Origin of the sequence: Frigoribacterium sp. CFBP 13707 (assembly GCF_014842245.1) — a bacterium.
Taxonomy (GTDB): Bacteria; Actinomycetota; Actinomycetes; order Actinomycetales; family Microbacteriaceae; genus Frigoribacterium; species Frigoribacterium endophyticum.
Window position 1 is genome coordinate 24,294 of the sequence record NZ_JACYVL010000012.1, and the last position, 22,496, is coordinate 46,789.

Annotated in this window: 16 protein-coding genes; 7 read left to right on the plus strand and 9 right to left on the minus strand. The window is 73.4% G+C overall.

The window, feature by feature from the left end; translation table 11 throughout:
* Positions 1–99 precede the first annotated feature (99 nt).
* From IFT45_RS14525 to IFT45_RS14535, 3 genes are all read right to left on the minus strand, one after another.
* Positions 100–1,083, minus strand: a complete 984-nt coding sequence (locus IFT45_RS14525) for a magnesium and cobalt transport protein CorA (RefSeq protein ID WP_056051876.1) — start codon at positions 1,081–1,083, stop codon at positions 100–102.
* Between the two features lie 71 nt (positions 1,084–1,154).
* Complete coding sequence (locus IFT45_RS14530; RefSeq protein WP_192129018.1) at positions 1,155–2,657, minus strand: signal peptidase I; 1,503 nt, start codon at positions 2,655–2,657, stop codon at positions 1,155–1,157.
* Between the two features lie 414 nt (positions 2,658–3,071).
* Positions 3,072–3,701 (minus strand): hypothetical protein, encoded by a 630-nt coding sequence (locus IFT45_RS14535; RefSeq protein ID WP_192129020.1) that lies wholly within the window; start codon positions 3,699–3,701, stop codon positions 3,072–3,074.
* A 328-nt stretch (positions 3,702–4,029) separates the two neighbouring features.
* Between IFT45_RS14535 and IFT45_RS14540 the strand changes: the two genes are divergently transcribed.
* On the plus strand, positions 4,030–4,587 hold the full coding sequence (locus IFT45_RS14540; RefSeq protein ID WP_056051865.1) for a MarR family winged helix-turn-helix transcriptional regulator: 558 nt from the start codon (positions 4,030–4,032) through the stop codon (positions 4,585–4,587).
* Between the two features lie 64 nt (positions 4,588–4,651).
* Positions 4,652–5,158, plus strand: coding sequence for a DinB family protein (locus IFT45_RS14545; RefSeq protein WP_056051862.1), 507 nt, complete (start codon positions 4,652–4,654; stop codon positions 5,156–5,158).
* Between the two features lie 54 nt (positions 5,159–5,212).
* Here the strand turns inward: IFT45_RS14545 and IFT45_RS14550 are convergent, their stop codons facing one another.
* From IFT45_RS14550 to IFT45_RS14570, 5 genes are all read right to left on the minus strand, one after another.
* Positions 5,213–5,866: a hypothetical protein gene (locus IFT45_RS14550; RefSeq protein ID WP_206759078.1), complete on the minus strand. Its 654-nt coding sequence runs from the start codon at positions 5,864–5,866 to the stop codon at positions 5,213–5,215.
* Positions 5,863–6,555: a hypothetical protein gene (locus IFT45_RS14555; protein ID WP_185231109.1), complete on the minus strand. Its 693-nt coding sequence runs from the start codon at positions 6,553–6,555 to the stop codon at positions 5,863–5,865. The genes IFT45_RS14550 and IFT45_RS14555 overlap by 4 nt, the downstream gene beginning before the upstream one ends.
* 145 nt (positions 6,556–6,700) lie before the next feature.
* Entirely contained in the window at positions 6,701–8,818 is a 2,118-nt protein-coding gene (locus IFT45_RS14560; RefSeq protein ID WP_192129024.1) for a DEAD/DEAH box helicase, read from the minus strand.
* Positions 8,819–9,613: 795 nt separating this feature from the next.
* Positions 9,614–12,865 carry an efflux RND transporter permease subunit gene (locus IFT45_RS14565; protein WP_192129026.1) on the minus strand — a complete coding sequence of 1,084 codons (3,252 nt, stop codon included), beginning with the start codon at positions 12,863–12,865 and terminating at the stop codon, positions 9,614–9,616.
* A 92-nt stretch (positions 12,866–12,957) separates the two neighbouring features.
* The gene (locus IFT45_RS14570; protein WP_192129028.1) at positions 12,958–14,445 is read right to left on the minus strand and encodes a PLP-dependent aminotransferase family protein; all 1,488 of its coding nucleotides are present in this window, start codon (positions 14,443–14,445) and stop codon (positions 12,958–12,960) included.
* A gap of 62 nt (positions 14,446–14,507) precedes the next feature.
* On the opposite strand from IFT45_RS14570, the gene IFT45_RS14575 reads away from it, so the two are divergent.
* Together IFT45_RS14575 and IFT45_RS14580 are read left to right on the plus strand one after the other, a co-directional pair.
* Positions 14,508–15,245, plus strand: coding sequence for a YitT family protein (locus IFT45_RS14575; protein ID WP_185231101.1), 738 nt, complete (start codon positions 14,508–14,510; stop codon positions 15,243–15,245).
* Between the two features lie 140 nt (positions 15,246–15,385).
* Positions 15,386–17,653, plus strand: a complete 2,268-nt coding sequence (locus IFT45_RS14580) for an APC family permease (protein ID WP_244638037.1) — start codon at positions 15,386–15,388, stop codon at positions 17,651–17,653.
* Positions 17,654–17,972: 319 nt separating this feature from the next.
* Here IFT45_RS14580 and IFT45_RS14585 read toward each other — a convergent pair whose 3' ends face one another.
* On the minus strand, positions 17,973–18,962 hold the full coding sequence (locus IFT45_RS14585) for a LacI family DNA-binding transcriptional regulator (protein WP_371811034.1): 990 nt from the start codon (positions 18,960–18,962) through the stop codon (positions 17,973–17,975).
* A 243-nt stretch (positions 18,963–19,205) separates the two neighbouring features.
* On the opposite strand from IFT45_RS14585, the gene IFT45_RS14590 reads away from it, so the two are divergent.
* The 3 genes from IFT45_RS14590 to IFT45_RS14600 are packed head-to-tail and all read left to right on the plus strand — an operon-like array spanning position 19,206 to position 22,486.
* A complete protein-coding gene (locus tag IFT45_RS14590; protein WP_192129032.1) occupies positions 19,206–20,465 on the plus strand; it encodes an extracellular solute-binding protein in 1,260 nt (419 codons plus the stop codon).
* Positions 20,466–20,474: 9 nt separating this feature from the next.
* Positions 20,475–21,563, plus strand: a complete 1,089-nt coding sequence (locus tag IFT45_RS14595; RefSeq protein WP_167261727.1) for a carbohydrate ABC transporter permease — start codon at positions 20,475–20,477, stop codon at positions 21,561–21,563.
* Positions 21,560–22,486 (plus strand): carbohydrate ABC transporter permease, encoded by a 927-nt coding sequence (locus tag IFT45_RS14600; RefSeq protein WP_192129034.1) that lies wholly within the window; start codon positions 21,560–21,562, stop codon positions 22,484–22,486. Before IFT45_RS14595 ends, IFT45_RS14600 begins: the two co-directional genes overlap by 4 nt.
* Positions 22,487–22,496 lie beyond the last annotated feature (10 nt).

The following is a 22,496-nucleotide window of genomic DNA, read 5'->3' on the forward strand; positions in this document are numbered from 1 at the left end:
CACGCGCGCCGAGCACCCAGAACGGGGCACCTCGCTGCCGCGGGCGCCCCCGCGCGCCCAGCCCCCGCGGGCGCCCCCGCGCGCCCGGCCCCGCGCCTCCTACAACCAGCGCTTGAGGCGGAACGCCCCCCACAGCCCGCCGCCGATAGCGGCCATCAGCCCGAGCGCGAACGGGTAGCCGAGGGTCCAGTGCAGCTCGGGCATCACGTCGAAGTTCATGCCGTAGATCGCTCCGACGAGGGTCGGTGCGAAGAGGATGGCGGCCCAGGCCGAGATGCGCTTGGTGACCTCGTTCTGGTCCTGGGCGACGAGCGTGGCGTTCAGCGCGAGCGCGTTCTGCAGCACGGCGCGGAAGGTGTCGGCTCGGTCGACCACGCGGATGACGTGGTCCTGCACGTCGCGCAGCCGCCGCTCGAGCTCGGTGCCGAGCCCGTACTTCTCGCCGCCGCGCAGCAGCCCGTCGAGCATCGCGATCAGCGGCCGCGACGCCTTCTGGAAGTCGCTGACCTCGCCGAACAGCTCGTAGATGCGCCGCGCGACGCCGGGCGCCCCGGAGAACAGCTGCTGCTCGATCTCGTCGATGTCGTTCTCGAGGCCGTCGATGACCGGCTTGTAGGCGTCGACGACCGCGTCGAGCAGGGCCCAGAGCATCGCCTGCGGGCCGGCCCCGAGCAGGTCGGGCTTCGTGCGCAGCCGCGAGACGCTGCGGGCGACGTGCCGGGCGTCGATGTGCGAGACGTGGTTGATGCCGATGAAGAAATCCGGCCCGACGAAGCCGTGGATCTCGCCGAAGGCCACGGTCTCCTCGTCGTCGAGGTAGACCGCGGGCCGCACGACGACGAAGAGCGTGGTGCCGTACCGCTCGAGCTTGGCGCGCTGGTGGCCCGAGCCGGCGTCCTCGACGGCGAGCTCGTGCAGGTCGAAGCGCCGCTGCAGCGAGGCCAGCTCGGCCGCGTCGGGCTCGCTGAGCACGACCCACGCGGTGCCGCCGGTCTCGGCGAGCGCCGCGTACGTCTCGTCGAGGGTGTCGTGCGACGCGTGCAGGCGGCCGTCGACGTAGACGTCGTTGATCTGGAGGGGCATCCGGCCAGTCTCCCAGAGCGGGGGCCAGCCCCGAGGAGGCGCGGGTCGAGCCCCCGAGGAGGAGCGGTGCGTCAGTGCCCGGCCGCGAACCGCGCCTGGACCTGCGAGGCCGTCTGCGCCGAGTTGTTGTAGATCGTGCTGCCGTCGACCTGGCCCGCGAACCAGCTGCTGGTCGGCGCCGACCCGAGGCCGGTCAGCGGCACGTAGCCGACTCGCCAGTAGCCCGAGGAGGCCTGGGCGGTCTTCGAGGTGGTGTCGGTGACGACGGCCTGGCCGTCGACGTAGATGACGACGCCGGCGGTGCTCGAGAGCGTCGCGACGACGTGGTGCCAGGCGCCGTCGTTGTAGGCGCGGGGGGTGACGGTCGTCTTCACCGTGCTGGTCGTGGGGCGGACGCCGAGCGCGAGGGTGCCGGTGTTCGTCATGTAGAGGGCGCGGTCGGTGGTCGTGGTGGTGCCGGTCTGCGCCGACGAGAAGCCGACGAGGGCGCCGCCGCGGGTCGTGGTCGTGCGGAACCAGGTCTCGGCCGTGAACGAGGGCTGCCCGCCGAGCATGACGGCCGTGGTGACCTGGCCCGAGGTGCCGTCGAGCTGCAGCGACGGGCTCGAGTTCGCCGCGCACGAGCCGCCGACGAACGAGGCGCCGGAGCTCAGGGTGCCGACGCGGGCGAAGGCGCTGCCGTCGGCCGTCGTCGTGCCCGACGTCTCGTTGTACGAGAAGCCGAAGGAGGTCTGGTCGTTGTACGCGTCGGTGAGGCAGTCGAAGGTCGACGCGGCGCCGAAGGCGCTCGACGGGTTCGCGACCTGGGCCGAGAAGGCGGCGCCGGCGCCGCCCGAGACGACCAGGGTCACGGCGAGGCCCGAGACGAGGCCGACCACGGCGAGCGTGCTGCCGGCGACCCGGAGCCGGGCCGCACGACGGACGCTGCGGCGGGCGGCCACGCGACCGCCGGCGAGGGCGACCGGACGGCGGGAGGTGCGGGGCGACTCCTCGGGGCCCTCCAGGCCCTTGAGCAGGTAGCGGTCGGCGCGGGCGCCGAGCACGAGCAGCATCAGGAGGCTGCCCGTGACGAGCAGGTGGCCGGTCTGGCCGGCCTGGGCCCAGACGAAGGGCGTGCCGAGGTACGGCACGCGCAGGTAGCCGACGCCGACGACCGCGTCGCGGGCGACCGGGGTGCTGTCGGCCTGCGGGTTGGCGTCGCCCTTGGTGACGATGGTCGTGCCCTCGCCGTTGTCGAGGTAGCGGTGCAGGCGGAGGTGGTCGGCCCGGTCGGGGTCCTGGAAGAGGAGCACCTGGCCCTGGCGGATCGCCGACTCGGCGACGGGCTTCGCGACCACGATGTCGCCGGGGTGGATGCGCGGCTCCATCGAGCCGGTCATGACCGTCGTGGGGGTCCAGCCGATCACGGCGGGGACGGCGGCCCAGAGGAGGAGGCCCACCACGGTGGCGAGGACGGTGCGCGAGAGCACCCCGACCAGCAGCCGGAGCCAGTGCGACCACGACCGAGAGGCACGCCGCGACCCGGCGACCTGCGCCGCGGCGGTGGCCGGGCTGAGGAAGTCGAAGGTGGTCATGGCGTGCCTCGTGGTCTCGTGGTGCGTGCGTGGTGAGTGCTGTCGTGCTGCGGTGCGGTGCTGCTGTCGTGCTGCGCTCCGGGTCGGGCGGGGCGGTGGTGCGGTGGTGCGTCGGGGCGGTGCGGTGGTGCTCGGGGTGGGCGTGCGACCGGCGAGGTGGGGGGCCGGGTGGTGCGGTGGTGCGGTGCGGCGTCGCGGGCGATCGGGTGTCCTGCGGTGCTGCTGTTCCTCCGGCCGGCTCAGGGGGCCGGAGGAGGTCCTCGCCGCCCGCCCCGCGGGGGGTCGGGGCGGGCGGCGAGGTGGGGCCCGTCGCGACGCAGGGGGGAGGAGCGGCGACGGGAGTCGGTGGAGCGGTCAGCGGTCGGGGCCGGCGGCGGTCGGGGCCGCCGGCTGTCGGGGCCGGCGGCCGGGCGACTAGCTGTTCTGCGCCTCCCAGGTGAGGGCGATGGCGGCGGTGCCGCCCTGCTGGGCGTTGGTCGCCGCGGAGTTGACCGTGTAGGTCACCTGGTAGGTGCGGACCTCGGGGGTCGTGCCGCCGACGGTCGCCCAGGTGCCGACGCCGTTGCCGTAGTTGGTGGCGGCGGTGCTGAGGCCGGCGACCGTGCCGGAGTAGACGGCGCCGGCGGCGCCCTGGGCGGGCGTGTAGCCGGTGCAGGAGCCGAAGCCGCCGCCGGTGCCCTGCGTGATGTTCAGCGTGATGTTGTCGCCGAGGGCCTTGGTGGTCGAGTAGCTGCTGCTGTAGAGCTTGACGGCCGAGGCGAGCGAGCCGGTCGAGGTGACCGCGATGCACTTGGAGCCGGTCGAGCCGGGCTTGAGGTTCGTGGCCTGGAACATCGCGGCGCCGGTCGAGCCGTCGGCCGTGGTGCCGCCGTCGTCGTCGGTGAGGGCGACGCTGCCCGCGGTCCAGTTGCTGGTCGGGTTGGCCGTGGTCGACGAGAACGCCGAGTAGGAGGCCTGCGAGACGACGAGGCCGGAGGCGACGAGGGCGGCGGGGATGGCGATCCAGGCGGCGAGGCGGGCGAGGCGGGGGGTGGGACGCGACATGGGGAGCTCCAGGTGGTTGGGGTGGAACGGGAAGTTGGGGGGAGAGCCTCGGAGAACAATTTGCTCGGTATCCGAGTGGTTGGCCTCTCAAGTGGTACGACAATCAAGTTACTTGTCACCCGAGTAGCACGCAAGCCGAAGCATGCCCCCACTCAAGGGGACATGGCTCGACGGGTGAACTACTCGTCATCCGAGCTATGCTCGTCGTCGAGGCAGTTCGCTCCCCGCCCTCGGCGGGCGTCGACCTCGCCCCTCGTCGTGACCCCCCGCACCGTGTCGCCCCGCACGCTCGCGCACGACCCGCCCCCGAGGCCCCGGAGCCCACCCCATGACCGACGTCTCCCCCCAGCCGCCCGCCGGCGCCGCGCCTCCCCTCCACGACGACGGGCTGCTCGACGTGTCGGGCGTCCTCGACGCGTTCCGTGCCCTGCAGAAGGAGAACGAGCGCGTGGAGCGCCTCGTCGCCACCTACTACGGCATCGGCACGAGCGACCTGCGCTGCCTCCGCTTCGTCGGCGAGAACGCCGCCTCGACGCCCAAGGCCACCGCCGAGGCGCTCGAGCTGTCGACGGGCGCCACCACGAGCCTGATCGACCGGCTCGGCGCCGCCGGCTTCGTGCACCGCGCCCCGCACCCCACCGACCGGCGCAGCGTCGTGCTCGAGCTGGCCCCGGCGGGCCGCAAGGCCATCGACGAGATCGACGAGTTCTACCGCGGGGCGTTCCGCGACGCGGTCGATCCGCACCACCTCGACTTCCTGGCCGCGGCGATGCGCGCGATCGGCGACTCCCTCGTCCGGTCGGCGGCGCAGGCGGACGCCGACCTGGCGGCCCTCGCTGCCGGTGCGGCCGAGGGGTCGGCGCAGGCTCCGGCCTCGTCCGACTAGCTCCGCCCCGGTCGGCGCTCCTCGCGGCCGGACCCTCCCGCGCAGCCGGTCGTAGGGTGGCGCGATGACTCCCTCCGACGTGCTCATCGACGCCTTCTCGCGCCTGCCCGCCATCGCCCGCTCGGCCGTCGACGGCCTCTCGGTCGACGACCTCGCCTGGCGGGCCGACCCCGAGGCCAACACGATCGCCTGGCTCGTCTGGCACACCGCGCGCGGTCAGGACGCGCAGGTCGCCGACCTCGCGGGCAGCGACGAGGTGTGGTCGGTCGACGGCTGGGCCGAGTCGTTCGGCCTGCCCTTCTCCCCCGCCGAGATGGGCTACGGCATGTCGCCCGCCGACGTCGCCTCGGTGCGGGTCGAGGGCGACCTGCTCGTGGCCTACCTCGAGGCGGTCACCCTGCGCACCCGCGGCTACCTCGACGACCTGGACGCCGCCTCCTGGGACGACGTCGTCGACGAGCAGTGGGACCCGCCGGTCACGGCCGGGGCGCGGCTCGTGAGCATCCTCGGCGACTGCCAGCAGCACCTCGGCCAGGCGTCGTTCGTGCGCGGGCTGCTCGACCGCCGCTAGCCCCGCCTCAGCACCGGGGAGGCGCGGGTCGGCCTGTGCGGACCGCCTGCGTCGTCAGCGGAGCGACTCCGGCAGGCAGCTCGCCGGCACCGGGAAGCCCAGGCGGTCGGCCACCTCGTCGAGGCGTGCCCGGGCCGCCGCGTGGTGCTGGAGGTAGATCGGGTCGACCAGAGCGAAGGCGCGGGGCGAGGTGTCGGCGTGCACGACCAGCCGCCACAGGTCGAGCTCGTCGGCGGCGTCCTCCGTGTCGGAGAGCCGCCGGGCGAGCTCGGCGAGGTCGTCGTGCGGCACGGGCGGGTCGTGCTGCTCGGCCCAGGTGCGGAACTCGACGGGGACGGTGACGACGCCGTCACCGTCGAGGGCGTCACGGACGGTCCGGCGCAGGGCCGCCGGATCACGACGCGGCCCGGGGACGACGTCGTGGCCGACGGCGACGAGCCCCCCGCCGACCGCGGCTCCGAGGACGGCACCGGCCGCGAGCGACGCCCACTCGTGCAGGTGACCCACCTCGCGGGTCACCGCGACGCCGATGACGGCCCCGGCGATCGTCGCTGCGGCGTACAGCCACCGCGTCGACCACCGGGTGGGCTCGGCGGCCCAGCCCCGACGTCGGAGCTCCCGTTCCACCGCGGCCGTGGGCACCCCCGGGGCTGCGACGAACCAGCACGACTCCTCGTCGTCACCAGGGATGCTCACGAACGCCGTCACCGGTCCACCTCGGCGTGCCGGCGAGACGGAACGTAGCCGGTCGCGGCCGCGACGGCCCTGAGTTCGTCCACCGCGGTCGCCTCGGCGGCGACCAGCACGGCCACGGCCCGGCGGGCGACTGCCTCGCCGCCCGGGCCCTCGTCGCCCCGGCCGTCCTCGCGCTCCTGTCCGTCGGCGTCAGCGACTGCCCACCTCGCGCCACGGAGCTCCTCGACGAGCCCCACGGCCGCGGTGACGCGCCAGACAGCCTCGGCCGGGGTGTCGTCGCGCAGCCACGAGAGCACGTGACGCGGCACCGGGACGACCTGTGCCGAGGGAGCGGGGCCGACGAGGTCGGGCGCGAGACGGTCGCTGACGCTGAACGCCAGGGCGATCGCGCCGACGAGGACGGCGAGGACGCCGACGACGGCGATGCTCATCGCGCCGAACTCCTCCGTGAGGGGCAGCGCCTCCACGCCTGCCGCGACGCCGGCGCCCCCGGTCGCCGTGGTGACGACGAACAGCACCAGCGGCGCCCACCGCAGCACGCGCCGCCCGCTCCCGACGTTCGTCGGGGCCGCCGACCGGCGTAGCTCGGCGACGGCGTCGGCGGCCGCGTCGGGCGTCAGCGCGGGGTCGACGACGTACCAGCGCCGGCGGTCGTTGACGAGCACCGGCACCAGGCCGGGGCGTTCACGGGTCGGGGGCACCTCGCGAGCCTAGGGGCGGTCCTGCCCCCGTGACGCGGGCGGTGCGGGCGGGCCGACCCGCGCCTCCCTCGGGCCCCCGCACGCGACGACGGGCGCCCACCTCGTGAGGTGAGCGCCCGTCGGGTGCCGTGGTGCTGCGGTGTCGTTACGCGCCGGCGAGCCGGTCGAGCAGGGCGTCGCCGGAGCGGGCCTCGATCATCTCGGCGTCGATCTCGGCGCGGTCGAGCAGCTCCTCCATGCGGCGGCGGCGCTGGCGCGTGATCAGCGTCACGACCGTGCCCTCCTTGCCGGCGCGGCCCGTGCGGCCCGAGCGGTGCATGTAGGTCTTGTACTCGTCGGGCATGTCGGCCTGGACGACCAGCTCGATGTCGTCGACGTGGATGCCGCGGGCGGCGACGTCGGTCGCGACGAGCACGTTGACGCGGCCGCTGGTGAGCATCTGCAGGTTGCGGGTGCGACGGGCCTGGTTGAGGTCGCCGTGGAGGCTCGTGGCGCGGATGCCCGCGTCCTCCAGCTGGTCGGCGAGCTGCTCGGCGAAGGCGCGCGTGCGGGCGAAGACGAGGGTCTTGCCCGGGCCGGAGGCGAGCTGCTCGATGACGGCCGTCTTGTCGCGCTGCTCGATCAGCAGCACGCGGTGGTCGATCGTCGCGCTGGCCTGGTCCTCACCGGCGACCTCGTGCACGGCCGGGTCGACGAGGAACTCGTCGACGAGCTTCGCGACGCCCTTGTCGAGGGTCGCGCTGAAGAGCAGCTTCTGGGCGCGGTCGCCGTTCGGCTTCACGTCGGCGGTCTCGCGGATGATGCGCTGCACCGGCTCGAGGAAGCCCAGGTCGCACATGTGGTCGGCCTCGTCGAGCACCGTGATGGTGACCTCGCTGAGGTCGAGGCGGCCCTGGTCGATGAGGTCCTCGATGCGGCCGGGGGTGCCGATGACGATGTCGACGCCGCGGTTGATGGCGCCGACCTGGCGGGCCTGCGGCACGCCGCCGTAGACCTGCGTCGTGAAGAGGCCGACCGAGCGGGCGATGGGCTGCACGGTGCGGTCGATCTGCATCGCGAGCTCGCGCGTCGGGGCGAGGATGAGCGCGCGCGGCTTGCGGCCGGGCTTGCGGCCCTTGGCGCCGTTGTTCTCCATCAGCTTCTCGACCAGCGGAGCGCCGAAGGCGATCGTCTTGCCGGAGCCCGTGCGGCCACGGCCGAGGACGTCCTTGCCTGCCAGCACGTCGGGGATCGTCGCCGCCTGGATGGCGAACGGAGCGGCGGCGCCCATCGACGCCAGCTGGCGCTCGATGTTGTCGCCGAGGCCCAGGTCGCCGAAGCTCACGCCCTCGACGTCGGCCGCGGTGACCACGGCGGCCTGCAGCTTCTCGAGCTTGACGTCGTCCTCGGGCGAGTAGTGGCCCGCGTCGCGCTTCGGGTACAGGTCGCTGCCGCGGTCGGAGCGCTGGGGGCGGTCGCTGCGCGAGTCGCGGTCGAAGGAGCGCTGGGGGCGGTCACTGCGGGAGTCGCGGTCGAAGCTGCGCTGGGGGCGGTCGTTACGGTCGCCGCGGTCGCTGCGGGGTGCTCGGTCGTCGCGGTCGAAGCTGCGCGGAGCGCGGTCGTCGCGGTCGAACGAGCGCTGCGGGCGGTCGTCACGGGGCGGGCGCCCGGCGGGCGTGTAGCTCTTGGGCGCGCGGTCGTCACGGCGGGCGGGGCGCTCGTCGCGGTCGTACGAGCGGGGGGCGCGGTCGTCGCGCTGGGGGCGGGCGTCGCGGTCCCCGCTGCGCGGGGCGCGGTCGTCACGGCCGCCACGGTCGTCGCGCTGGGGGCGGGCGTCGCGGTCCCAGCTGCGCGGGGCGCGGTCGTCGCGGCCGCCACGGTCGTCACGACCGCCGCGGTCGTCGCGAGCCGGGCGCTCCGAGCGCTCCCAGGGGCGGGTCGGGCGACCGTCGCGGCCGGCACGGGCTGCCTCGCGGCCGCCGTCCCGGCCGAAGCGGGGGGCGCCTCCGTCACGGCCACGCTCGCCGTTGCGGGCGTCGTGGTCGCGGGGGGCGAAGCGGCTGTTGCCGGTCTTCTCGTGGGGCTCCCAGTTGGGGCGGCCGCCGCCGGTGCGGGGGGCGTCGCCACGGCGCTCGGCGCGGGCGTCGCTGTTCCAGCGGTCCTTGCGGGCGGGGGCTCCGGCCTCGTCGGGGCGGTGGCCGCGGTGCTTGGGGCTCTTGGAGCCGCCGCCGCGGGGGCCGTCGTCGTTGCGGGCGCGCGAAGGCGTCTTGTCGTAGGGGGGCATGGTGGTTCTCTCCGGGCTTGCGCGGTGACGCGAGGTGATACCCGGGCAGCCTTTGGCCAGGACCGTTCACGTTCGTGAATTCATCTCGACGACATCCGTCGAGAATCCGGCCCACAAGACTGACAAACCCTCTATGCGTGATCGTCGCTGCACTCAGCGCCCGATCGGTTCGCGCCACAGGCGCGGTGTCTTGAGCCGACCCACCTACGGTACCCGACGCCTCCCGCCCGCGGAACCCCCGCCTCCCCCGCCCCACCCCTGCACATGCCGACCATCCGCCCGCGCCGCGGCCCCTGGCACCCGGATCTCCCACTACTACAGCCCCCACGGTCGGGTTCTGCAGCCCGACCACGGCGACCCCTTCCAAATTTGAGAGTGATCCGACCTGCACGGCCGCCACAGCCGCGCGCCGCCGCCCGCCCCGACCAGATCCCTCCCGCATTCCGAGCGCGGCCAGCCGCGCGGCCCTGCCCAGCGCTCCGCGCTCCGACACCGCCGCACAACCCGACCATCCGCACCCGCCACGGCCCCTGGTACCCGGATATCCCACTACTACAGCCCCCACGGTCGGGTTCTGCAGCCCGACCACGGCGACTCCTTCCAAATTCGAGAGTGACCCGACAGGCACGGCCGCCACAGCCTCCCGCCGCCGCTCGCACCGAGCTGATCCCTCCCGCCTTCCGAGCGCGACTCAGGGCGCGGCGTGCATCCCCCGTTCGCCCCCGCATGACGAAGGGCGCCGCCCCACCTCGCGGTGACACGGCGCCCTCGGCACGACGAGCGACGAGCGACGAGCTACGCCGGCGACACCCCAGCAGCCTCGCGATCGCCTGCGGCGCCCGAGGCACCCCCGGCGCCCGAGGCACCCCCGGCACCCCCGGCACCCCCCGCGGCCTCCGCCGCCCGGTCGGCCCGACGCTCGCCGACCCGCTCGTAGAGGTAGTACATGACCGGCAGCACGACCAGCGTCAGCACCGTCGACGACACCAGCCCGCCGATGACGACGATCGCGAGCGGCTGCGAGATGAACCCGCCGTGGCCCGTGATGCCGAGCGCCATCGGGGTCAGGGCGAAGATCGTCGCGGTCGCCGTCATGAGGATGGGCCGCAGACGTCGCGACGCCCCCTCGAGCAGCGCCTCGCGCACCCGGAGCCCCTTCTCGCGGTACTGGTTGACGAGGTCGATCAGCACGATCGCGTTCGTGACCACGATGCCCACCAGCATCAGCACGCCGATCAGCGACGCGACGCCGAGCGGGATCCCCGAGGCCAGCTGCAGCAGGATCGCGCCGGTGGCCGCGAACGGGATCGACACCAGCAGGAGGAGCGGCTGCAGCAGGCTGCGGAAGGTCGCCACCATGACGATGTAGACGATCAGGATCGCGATCAGCACCGCGAGGCCGAGCTGCGAGAAGGCGTTGGCCTGGTCGGCCGTCGCCCCGCCGACCACCGCGTCGGCGCCGGCGGGCAGCGAGACGTCGGCGAGCGCGTCGGAGACCTCGGTGCCCGCGCTCGACAGGTCGTCGCCCGAGGGCGTGATGGTGACCGTGGCGGTGCGGACGGCGTCCTTCGTCGTCACCGAGGTCGGCCCGGTGCTCTGGTCGACCGTCGCGACCGAGTCGAGACGGACGGGGCCCGTGGGGCTCGGCAGCTGGATCGCCCGGAGGTCGTCGAGCGTCGCCGGCGGCGTCGGGTCGAGCGTGTAGACGTCGACCGAGCTGTCGTCGATCTCGACCGAGCCGACGCGGAACGCCTGCACGGCCTGCGAGACGATGCCGCCGACGGCGACCTCGCTGAGGCCGATCCGGGCCGCCGCGTCGCGGTCGACGGTGACGCCGATGATCGGCTGGGCCGACTGCAGGTTCGAGCTCGCCTCGGCGGTGCCGGGGAGGTCCTGCACCTCGGCCAGCACGGCGTCGGTCGCGGTCTGCAGGGTGTCGGGGTCGGGCGCCGAGACGTCGACGGTGATGTCGTTGTTCGTGCCGAAGCCGCTCGAGGCCGCCAGCTCGATCGTGCCCGCGTCGCTGACGCCGTCGAGCTGCGAGCGGACGTCGGCCTGGACGGCCTCCTGGTCGGCGTCCTCGTCGGTCGTGATCGAGTACGTGACCGTGCTGTCGCCGCTGCCGCCGAAGAAGCTCGCGATCGAGGTGCCGCTCGAGCCGATGGTCAGCTGGACGGTGTCGATGCCGTCGACGCCCTCGAGCACGTCCTCGACCTGCGTCGCCGCGGTCGAGAGGGTGTCGAGGCTCGACGCCGGGGCGAGGGTCTGCGTCACCGTGAAGGTGTTCTGCCCGCTCGACCCCAGGAAGTTCGTCTTCATGAGCGGGATGACGGCGCCCGTCCCGGCGAGCACGAGCGCCGCCGCGACGAGGGTGACGACGGGGCGACGCAGCGTCCCGCGCAGCACTGGCACGTAGACACGGCGCAGACGGTCGAGCGGCGTCGGGTCCGTGGGGTCGGAGGCGGCCGTGGTGAGCGGCTCCCGCGAGCCGACCCGCGCCTCCGCGCCGACGCCGTCACCAGCACCGGCACCGGCACCCGCACCAGCCCCACCAGCGTGCTTGTGCGCCTTCGGCGCCCGCAGGAACCAGTACGCCAGCACCGGCACGATCGTCAGCGCCACGAACAGCGAGGCGATGAGCGCGATCGTCACCGTCAGCGCGAACGGCCGGAACAGCTCGCCCGTGATGTTGCCGACGAACGCCAGCGGCAGGAACACCACGACGGTCGTGACGGTCGACGCCGTGATGGCGCCGGCGACCTCGCGGACGCCCACCGAGATGGCCTGCAGCCGGTCCGTGCCCGCCGTCAGGTGCCGCTTGATGTTCTCGATCACGACGATCGAGTCGTCGACGACGCGGCCGATGGCGATCGTCAGCGCCCCGAGCGTGAGGATGTTGAGCGTGTAGCCCGCCGCCTGCAGGCCGATGAAGGTGATCAGCACGCTGGTCGGGATGCTGATCGCGGTGACGATCGTCGACCGCACCGAGAGCAGGAAGACGAGGATGACGACGACCGCGAACGCCAGGCCGAGCAGGCCCTCGGTCGCGAGGCTGTCGATCGACTGCTGGATGAAGGGCGCCTGGTCGAAGACGACGGTCAGCTCGACGCCGTCGCCGAGGTCGGTGGCGAGGCCCGGGATGGCGTCGCGGACGATCTCGGAGACGTCGACGGTGTTCGCGTCGAGGGTCTTCGTGACCGCCACGGTCAGGGCGTCCTGCCCGTTCACGCGGCTGATCGAGGTGACGGGCGCGCTGGTCAGCTGCACGTCGGCGACGTCGCCGATCGTGACGAGCGAGGTGCCCGACCCGCCGAGCAGCGGCAGGGCCGCGATCTGGTCGGTGCTCGTGATGCGCTGACCGGCCTGGATCGAGAGGGTCTGGCCGTTCTCGGTGATCGTGCCGCCGGGGATGAGCGTGCCGTTCGCGTCGAGGGCGTCCTGGAAGGCCTGCGCGGTGAGGCCCGCCGCGGCGAGCGCCGTCTGGTCAGGCGTGATCGTGACGCGCTGGCCCGCGTCGCCGTAGATCGACGCCTCGCGCACGCCGTCGAGCTTCTGCAGGTCGGGCACGGTCGTGGTGGTGAGGCGGTCGACGAGGGTCTGCGCGTCGGCCTGGTCGTAGCCGGTGACCGCGATCTGGATCACCGGGAGGTCGTCGAGGCTGCCCGTGACGACCTGCGTGTCGACCGAGTCGGGCAGCGAGAGCCGGTTGATCGCCGACTGGATCTTCTGCTCGGCGGAGTTCAGGTCGGTGCCGTAGGTGAACTCGGCCGACACCGTGCTCTGCGAGGTGCTCGACGTGGCCGTCGTGCCCTCGAGCCCGGGGATGATCTGCACGGCCTGCTCGATCGGCGTCGACACGTCGTCGTTGACGACCTCGGGGGTCGCGCCGGGGTACGAGCTGACGATGGCGATCTGCGGGAACTGCACGCTCGGCGCGAGCTCCTGCTTGAGGCTCGTCAGGGCGATGCCGCCGAAGACCGCGACCACGATGGTGACGAGGGCGATCAGGGCGCGGTTGCGCAGGCTGAAGACGGAGAGGAGGTGCACGGGGCTCCCGGAGACGTGGCTGGTGAAGGCCGGTGAGGAGGACGTGCACGTCGTGCACTCCTCCATTGTCGTCAGTCTCTCTGGGAACGCGGCTACACGACCTCCGCCATCACCGCCCCGCGGGGCACCTGCACGCCGTCGATCCCCTCCCACGCCGCCGCGAGCGCCGCGAGGGCCCGGTCGGTCTCGTCGTCGGGGTACGAGAACGGCACGCGGAGGAACCTCTCGAAGGCGCCGTCGACGCCGAACATCGGCCCCGCGGCGAGCAGCAGCCCCTGCTGCCGGGCCGCGAAGGTGAGCTGCGAGCTGACGGGCGCCCCGAGGGCGACCCAGGTCGTGAGCCCGCCGGCCGGCGACGGCACCTGCCACCCGGGGAAGGCGGAGCGCAGCCCGGCCACGACGCGGTCGCGACCCCGTCTCAACTGGCCGGCCCGCGCCTCCAGGATCCCCTCCATGTCGCCGAGCAGGTCGGCGACGATCAGCTGCTCGAGCACCGGGGTGCCGAGGTCGCCCGCCGACCGCGCGCGCACCAGGCGGTCGACGAGGGGGCGTTCGGCGCGGATCCAGCCGATCCGCAGGCCGCCCCAGAGCGACTTGCCCGCCGAGCCGATCAGCACGGCGGGCCCGTAGGCCGCCATCGGCAACGGCGAGGAGGCGCGGTGCCCGCCCCCGAGGGAGCCCCCGCCGAGCGGGCCCGCGCCGAGCGGCCCCCCGATCCGCAGCTCCGCCATCGTCTCGTCCGCGACGACGACCGTCCCCTCGTCCGCCGCGGCCTCGAGCACGCGCACGCGCTGGTCGGCCGGCATGGTCGCCCCGGTCGGGTTGTGGAAGTCGGGCATGAGGTAGGCGATCGTCGGGCTGGTGCGCCGGAGCGTCTGCAGCAGGGCCGACTCGTCCCACCCGTCGCGCACGGTCACGCTGACGGGGGCGAGCCGCGCGCCCGCGCCGCGCAGCGCCTCGAACGCGTGCGGGTAGCCCGGCGCCTCGACGACCGCCCGGTCGCCCCGGCCGACGAGCACGCGCGCGAGCAGGGCGATGGCGTGCTGCGCCCCGAGGGTGACGACGATCTGCTCGGCGTCGGTCGGCAGGCCGCGGGCCCGGTAGCGCTCGGCGATCGCCTCGCGCAGCACCGGGCGGCCGACGGTGTCGTAGCCGCTGTCGGCGAGGTAGCCGCCGATGCTCGCGGCGGCGCGCTGGGCCGCCTCGGCGATGCCGTCGACGGCGGGCAGCGCGGCCTTGGTGAGGTCGAGCAGCCCGGCCGACGACGAGGCGCGCGGCAGGCTCGTCCGGGCCGGCAGCCGGACGGTGCTGCCGCTGCCGCGCACGCTCTGCACGTGCCCGGTCTCGCGCAGCGACGCGTACGCGGCGGCGACGGTGGTGCGGCTGACCCCGAGGTGGGCCGACAGGTCGCGCTCGCTCGGCAGGCGCGTGCCGACGGGCAGCCGCCCGTCCACGACCAGCAGCCGGACGCGGTCCGCCAGGGCGGCGTAGCCGGGAGCCGAGGAGGCGCGCCACGAGTCGAGCAGGGAGCCGAGGGCCCGCGACGAGACGGCTGGTCCGCTGGTGGTCACCGTGGTCATGCGGCCACACTAGGGCGATTGGCACCTTGCGACCAGTCCACCTGACCGATTGGATCGTCGACGTGCCGTACCCCCGCCTCCCCCTGACCGCCCTCCGCCGCGGCGACCACCTCGAGCGCCTCGCGCGCCTCGCCGTCGGCCTCGTGCTCTACGGGGTCGCCCTCGCGCTGATGGTCAGGGCCGGCATCGGGCTCGCCCCGTGGGACGTCCTGTCGACCGGCATCGTCGCGCAGACCGGCCTCTCGTACGGAGTGGTGGTCGTCGCGACCAGCGTGCTCGTGCTGCTGGCGTGGATCCCCCTGCGCCAGCGGGTCCGGTTCGGCACGGTCGCGAACACGATCACGATCGGCCCGGTCGCCGACGTCGTGCTCCGGGTGCTGCCCGAGCAGACGGCGTGGTGGGCCCAGGGCCTCACCTTCGCGCTCGGCCTCGCCCTGCTCGCCGTGGCGAGCGGCCTCTACATCAGCGCCGACCACGGGCCCGGGCCGCGCGACGGCCTCATGCTCGGCCTCAACCGGCGGCTGGGCTGGCGGATCGGCGTCGCTCGCACGGCGATCGAGGTGACGGTGCTCGCGATCGGCTGGCTCCTCGGCGGCCAGGTCGGGATCGGCACGGCCCTCGAGGCGCTGCTGATCGGCCCGATGGTCGCCGTGACCATCCCCGCGCTGGCCCGACGCCGCCCGGCGGCCGAGACCCCGGGCGCGCCGCCCGCCGCGACGCCCGCCGAGCCCTCCCCCGGGGCGCCGACCCGCGACTCCTCGACGCCTGTCGCCGACCTGCCGGAGGCGCGCCTCCCCTGAGCCCGGAGCGCCGGTACCAGACGGTTCGGAGCCCGTGGGACGGATCGGGAATGAACGGCCCCGCCGCCGAGTTGACAGTCCCTCGCCGCGGAGTAGAGTCGCCGCTCGTGACTGACGACGTCCGGTCGCCGAAGCGGTGGCTGATCGGCGAACCCCTCCCCTCCGAGAAGCTCGAGGGGCAGCTGCTGCCGAAGCACCTCGCGCTGCCGATCTTCGCCAGCGACCCGTTGAGCTCGGTGGCGTACGCGCCGCAGGAGCTGCTGATGATCCTGCTGATCGGCGGCCTGGGGTTCCTGACCCTCGCGCCGTGGGTCGCGGTCGCGGTCGTCGTGCTGCTGCTCGTGGTCGTCGCGTCGTACCGCCAGCTGATCAAGGCCTACCCGTCGGGAGGCGGCGACTACGAGGTCGCCCACCGCAACCTCGGCGAGAAGGCCGGCCTCGTCGTGGCCTCCGCGCTCCTGGTCGACTACGTCATGACGGTCGCCGTGTCGGTGGCCTCCGGCGTCGACAACATCATCTCGGCGGTGCCCGAGCTGGCGCCGATCCGGGTCGAGCTGGCGATCTTCTTCGTCATCGTGCTGGCCGCGGTGAACCTGCGGGGAGTCCGCGAGTCGAGCAAGGCGTTCGCGGTGCCGACCTACCTCTTCGTGTCGAGCGTGTTCGTGATGATCGTGATCGCCCTGGTGCGCACGGCCCTCGGCGACCCGCCGGTGGCCGAGAGCGCCGAGTACACGGTGCAGGCCGACCAGCTGACGCAGGCCGCGTTCATCCTCCTGCTGCTCCGGGCGTTCTCGAGCGGCTGCTCGGCGCTGACCGGCGTCGAGGCGATCGCCAACGGCGTGCCGGCCTTCCGTCGCCCCAAGGTGCAGAACGCCCAGAAGACGCTCGTGCTCATGGGCGGCATCGCCATCGTGCTGTTCGCCGGCCTCGTCGCCGTCGCGCTGATCGCGAAGGTGCACTACGCCGAGGACGCCTGCGACCTGCAGGGCTTCGTCGACTGCGAGGGCACGCCGCAGCGCAGCCTCATCGCGCAGATCGCGAGCGCCGTGTTCGGCGGCTCGCTGTTCGGCATCCCGTTCTACCTGATCCAGGCGTGCACCGCGGCGGTGCTGCTGCTCGCGGCCAACACGGCGTTCAACGGGTTCCCGCTGCTCGGCTCGATCCTCGCCCGCGACCAGTACGCGCCGAAGGCGCTCAACACGCGCGGCGACCGCCTGATCTACTCGAACGGCGTCATCGTGCTGGCCCTGGTGGCCTGCGCCATCCTGCTCGTGTACCAGGCCAGCGTCACCGGCCTGATCCAGCTCTACATCATCGGCGTCTTCGTGTCGTTCACGCTCGGACAGACCGGCATGGTCGTGCACTGGACCCGCATGCTGCGCGAGGGCTGCGCCGACCGCGGCGCCGTCTACCGGGCCCGCGGCATCAACGCCTTCGGGGCGCTGCTCACGGCGTCGGTGCTGATCGTCGTGACGGTGACGAAGTTCACGCACGGCGCCTGGCTGGTCTTCGTCATCATGCCGATCCTGTTCACGCTGATGCTCGGGGTGAACCGCTACTACCGCGACGTGCTGGTCGAGATCGAGCCCGACGCGACGACGCAGTTCGGCTCGCACGGCGACCACGCGATCGTGCTGGTCGGCACGATGCAGAAGCCCGTGCTCAAGGCCCTCGACTACGCCATCGCGGCGCGGCACGAGTCGCTCGAGGCGATCCACGTCGGCATCGACGACGACTCGACCGCGCGGCTGCAGCGGCAGTGGGCGGAGCAGAACATCGAGGTGCCGCTGCGCATCGTGCCCTCGCCGTACCGCGACATCAGCATGCCGCTGATCAAGTACATCAAGGCACACCGCGAGGAGCACGGCAGCGAGGTCGTGACCGTCTACACGCCGATCTACATCGTCGGCCACTGGTGGGAGGCGGCGCTGCACAACCACAAGAGCCGGCGCATCCGCCAGAAGCTCATGCTCGTGCACGGCGTCACCATCTCGCTGGTGCCGTGGCTGCTCGACTCGTCCGAGGTGCTCTACGGCCGTCGCTCGCGGCCGGTGCCCGGGCAGGACCGTCGCGGAGAGCCCATCCGCCCCCTGCCGCGCAAGCCGCTGGGGCCCGTCGGCACCGCGGCCGGGGCGACCCAGGGCACCGGAGGCGCGGGTCCGGCCGGCCGCGCCGGCGCGGCCGCCGAGGGCGGTGCGGTCGGCCTCGGGCTGGCCGAGCCCCTGACGACCGACACGGGCTCGGTCCGCACCCCGGCGTCGCCGCACGGCGCTGCGGGAGACGGCTCGGCCGGCGCCCCCGCGGGCAAGGGCAAGGGCTCGCGGAGCGCCGCCGCCAAGGCCGCCCGCAAGGCGCGCTCCACGGCGCGCAACAGCCCCGGCGGCTCCGCCTCCCGCCGCAAGCGCTAGCGGCTGCGGGCGGCACCGCAGCGCCCTCCCTCCCCCCACCTCCCTGGGGCGCCGCCCCGCGCCTCCCGCGGTCGCTCCTGTGGCACATGCCGACCGCGGGCCCTGCAACACCGGGAAAGTCAGGTACCAGAGCGCCCGGTCCGGCCCGATGGTCGGCATCTCCGCCCCCGCGCCGCGGAACTTCGTGATCCGAGAGTGATCGGCGGTCAGCGCACCAGCGTTCCGCACATCTGCGGCCGTCCGGCGCGGATCCCTCTCGGATCGGGGCCAGAGGGAGGCACGGGGCACGCCCCCGGCACCCGCCCGCGTCGTCAGTCCCCTAGCGCCACACCGTCCGCGGCCGCAGCAGCCGGTGACGATCCGCAGCCCCGCCGGCAGCCCCGCCCGCCTCACCACCGGACTCGCCGTCGAGCAGCAGCTGCAGGGCGGCCGACGCGACCTCCTCGAGGGGCTGCTGCACGCTCGAGAAGCCGAGGGCGGCCGCCACCGGGGTGTCGTCGTAGCCGACGACGCGCACGCCGGGGCCGACGACCGTCGACGCCCCGAGCGCGAGGGTGTCGCTGGCGCACACGACGGCGTCGAGGCCGCCGCCCTCGAGCAGCCCGTGCACCGCCGCGGCCGCGACCGACACGGAGTCCTCCAGGTGCAGGTCGAGCGCGTCGAGGGCCTTCGGCGAGAGCCCCGACCCCGCCGCCATCGCCTCGCGCCAGCCGCGCCTCCGGTCGTTGCCCGCCCCCGACTCGGCGGGCCAGCCCACGAAGGCGATGCGCCGCGCCCCGTCGTCGAGCAGCGACCGGGTCGCCGACGCGATGCCGTGGCGTCCGTCGACGTCGACCCAGCGGTGTCGGGGGTCGTCGACGTCGTCGAGCCCCCAGGGGCGGCCGAAGGTGACGAACTCGGCGCCGGCCGCGATCAGCCACTCGGTGCGGGGGTCGTCGAACGAGGTCGAGGTGAGCACGAACCCGTCGACGTCCGCCCCGTCGAGCAGCCGGCCGAACTGGGCGATCTCGTCGGCGGGGCTCGCGGCCGTGTAGAGCAGGATCCGGTAGCCGCGTCGGTCGGCCTGCTCGGTCACCGCGTGCAGGAACCTGTCGAGCACGGCCCCCGAGATGCCGTTCTGCACCGGGTCGAGGCGGACGCCGATGGTCGAGCTCTTCCGCGTACGCAGCCGACGGGCCGACGCGTGGGGGCGGTAGCCGAGGTCAGCGATGGCCTTCTCGACGCGGCCGCGGGTGTCGGGGCGCACGACGGCGGGGGCGTTCAGCACGTTCGACACGGTCTGCCGCGAGACGCCGGCCGCCTCGGCCACGTCGCTGACCGTAGGGAGTCGCGGTGTCGGCACCGAGGGCACGCCCACCTCCGCTCCCGGCCCGCCCCGCTGACCGGCCTGCCGTCACGCTACCCCAGCGCGTCGTCCGCCCCGCGCGGTCGTGCTTGACAGCCGCGAGGGCGGCTGCCTACTCTGACGTCACCGATTTGATCGATCAAATATGAACGATCAAGACAGCACCCCGACCGCACCACCTCGCAACGACGCGACGAGAGGCCCCTCATGCAACGACGCACCGCCCGGCTGGCAGCAGCCGCCGCACTCACCACGATCTCCGTGCTCGGGCTCACCGCCTGCGGCGGCTCCGGCTTCAGCGACACCTCCGACGGGGCCGGCGCCTCCGGCGAGCTGACCTCGAGCGACGACGCCCTCAGCGTGCTCATCGCCGCCAGCGGCGACGCCGAGGCGACCGCCGTCACCGACGCGGTGGCCGCCTGGTCGTCCGAGTCGGGCACCGGTGCTGAGGTGAGCGTCGCCTCCGACCTGCCCCAGCAGCTGAGCCAGGGCTTCGCCTCGGGCGAGCCGGCCGACGTGTTCTACCTCTCCACCGACGCCCTCGCGGGCTTCGCGGGCAACGGCAGCCTGCTGGCCTACGGCGACCGGCTCAGCAACGCCGACGACTTCTACCCCGCCCTCGTCGACAGCTTCACCGTCGACGACCAGTTCTACTGCGCCCCGAAGGACTTCTCGACCCTCGGCCTGATCATCAACGACGACATGTGGGCCGAGGCCGGCCTCACCGACGCCGACGTGCCCACCGACTGGGACGGCCTGCGCGAGGTCGCCGCCGAGCTCACCACGGCCGACCACGTCGGTCTGGCGTTCAGCCCCGAGTACGCCCGCGTCGGCGCCTTCATGGCGCAGGCCGGCGGCACCGTGACGAACGCGGAGGGCACCGAGGCGACCCTCGACTCCGACGAGAACGTCGAGGCGCTCACCTACGTGCAGGAGCTCCTCGCGAGCGGCAACGCCGCCTACTCGAGCGACCTCGGCGCGGGCTGGGGCGGCGAGGCCTTCGGCACGGGCGCCGCGGCGATGACCATCGAGGGCAACTGGATCGCCGGCGCGATGAGCGCCGACTACCCCGACGTCTCGTACCGGGTGGCCGAGCTGCCCGCCGGCCCCGGCGGCCAGGGCACCCTCCAGTTCACGAACTGCTGGGGCATCGCCGCCGACAGCCCCAACCAGGAGGCGGCGGTCGCGCTGGTCGAGCAGCTCACGGGCACCGACCAGCAGCTGGCCTTCGCCGACGCCTTCGGCGTGATGCCGTCGATCGAGTCCGCCGCCGAGGAGTGGAAGTCCGCGAACCCCGACGAGGCCGCCTTCCTCGACTCCGTCGAGTTCGCCCAGGGCGTCCCGACGCAGGACGGCTCCGCCGCGGTGATCGCCGACTTCAACTCGCAGCTCGCGGGGCTCGAGGACGGCGACCCGAGGACGATCCTCGAGTCCGCGCAGCAGAACTTCGCCGCGATCCTCGACTAGGCGCCGACCATGACCGCCGTCGTCACGAAGCCCCCGCGTCGCCGCAGCGCCGCGACGCGGGGGGAGAGCCTCTCTGGCTGGTTGTTCGTCGCCCCGATCCTGGTGATCCTGGGCCTGTTCCTCGCCGTCCCGGTGCTCATGGCCCTCTGGGTCAGCGTCTCCGACTGGACGGGCCGGGGGTCGCCCTTCGCCGCCGGCGTCGGCTTCGTCGGGCTCGACAACTACCGCGAGCTCCTCTCGGGCGGCGGCCTCGCCGAGCGCGACTTCGGCATCAGCCTCCGCAACAACGCCTGGTACGTGCTGCTCGTGGTGCCGATCCAGACGGCGGTCTCGCTGCTGCTGGCGGTGCTGGTGAACCGCCAGGTGCTGCGCGGGCGCGGCTTCTTCCGCACCGCCTTCTACTTCCCGTCGGTGACCAGCTCGGTCGCGATCACCGTGCTCTGGCTCTTCCTCTTCTCGCAGAGCGGGGCGGTCAACAAGGCGCTCTCGTTCCTCGGCATCACGGGCCCGGCCTGGTTCAACGACGCGAGCGGGGTGCTCCACAACCTGCTCGCGCTCGTCGGCGTGACCCGCCCGCCGGCCTTCCTCGCCGAGCACACCGCGCTCGGCGTGACCCTCTGGGACTGGCTCGCGGGCCCCTCCGTCGCCATGTCGGCCTTCATCCTCATGGCCGTCTTCACGACCAGCGGCACGTTCATGCTGCTCTTCCTCGCGGCGCTGCAGAACCTCGGCGGCGACGTGCAGGAGGCCGCGATGATGGACGGCGCGAACGGCTGGCAGCGCTTCTGGAGCATCACCCTCCCGCAGCTCCGACCCACGCTCTTCACCGTGCTGACCCTCGGCCTCATCGGCACCTGGCAGGTCTTCGACCAGATCTACACGGGCACGCAGGGCGGGCCGCAGAAGACGACCCTCACGCCGGCGTACCTCTCGTACACCTCGGCCTTCAGCGACCAGGAGTGGGGCCGCGGCGCCGCCATCGCCTTCGTGCTCTTCGTCATCATCGTGGCGCTCACGATCCTGCAGCGCATCGTGCTCCGCGAGCGCGCCGTCTCGACGCGCCGCACGGCGCTCTACACGACAGGAGCCGGGCGATGACCGCGACGCTGCCCCGCGAGGGCGCGACCCCCACGCCCTCCCCCCTCGCCGCGCCTCCCGCCGCTCCCCGCCCCGCGGGCCGGCCCCGGCGCAGCTCCGCCCGGGTGGCCGGCACCTCGGTGCTCTACGCGGTGCTGATCGTGATCGCGGTGATCTACATCGCACCGTTCCTCATCAACGTCGCGACGTCGTTCAAGACCGACCCCGAGGCCGCGTCCGACCCGCTCTCGCTCATCCCGGCCACGGCGACCACGGCGGCGTACCGGCAGCTGTTCCTCAACAGCGACTTCCCGACCTGGTTCGCCAACTCGGCCGTCGTCACGGTGTTCGTGACGACGGGGCGCGTGTTCTTCAACTCGCTCGCGGGGTACGCCCTGGCCCGGCTGCAGTTCCGGGGGCGCGGCCTCATCTTCGTGCTGCTCGTCGGCGTGATGGCCGTGCCGACCGTGGTGCTGCTCATCCCGAAGTTCCTCGTCATCAACCAGCTCGGCATGTACGACTCGTACTCGGGCATGATCGTGCCGCTGCTGACCGACGCGGCGGGCGTCTTCATCATGAAGAACTTCTTCGAGTCGATCCCCCGCAGCGTCGAGGAGCAGGCGCGCATCGACGGCGCCGGCACCTTCCGGGTGTTCTGGTCGATCGTGCTGCCGATGGCGCGGCCGGCCCTCGTGACGATCGTCATCCTGTCGTTCCAGGGCTCGTGGAACGAGCTCTCGCACTTCATCGTCTCGACCCAGTCCCCCCAGCTGACCACCCTCACCAAGGGCGTCGCGAGCCTCGCCTCCGGGCAGCTCAGCCAGGGGTCGCAGTACCCGATCAAGCTGGCCGCCGCGGCGATCATGACCGTGCCCGTCGCGCTCGTGTTCTTCGTCTTCCAGCGCCGCATCATGAACGCCAGCGACGGCGCGGTGAAGGAGTGAGCCCCACCGG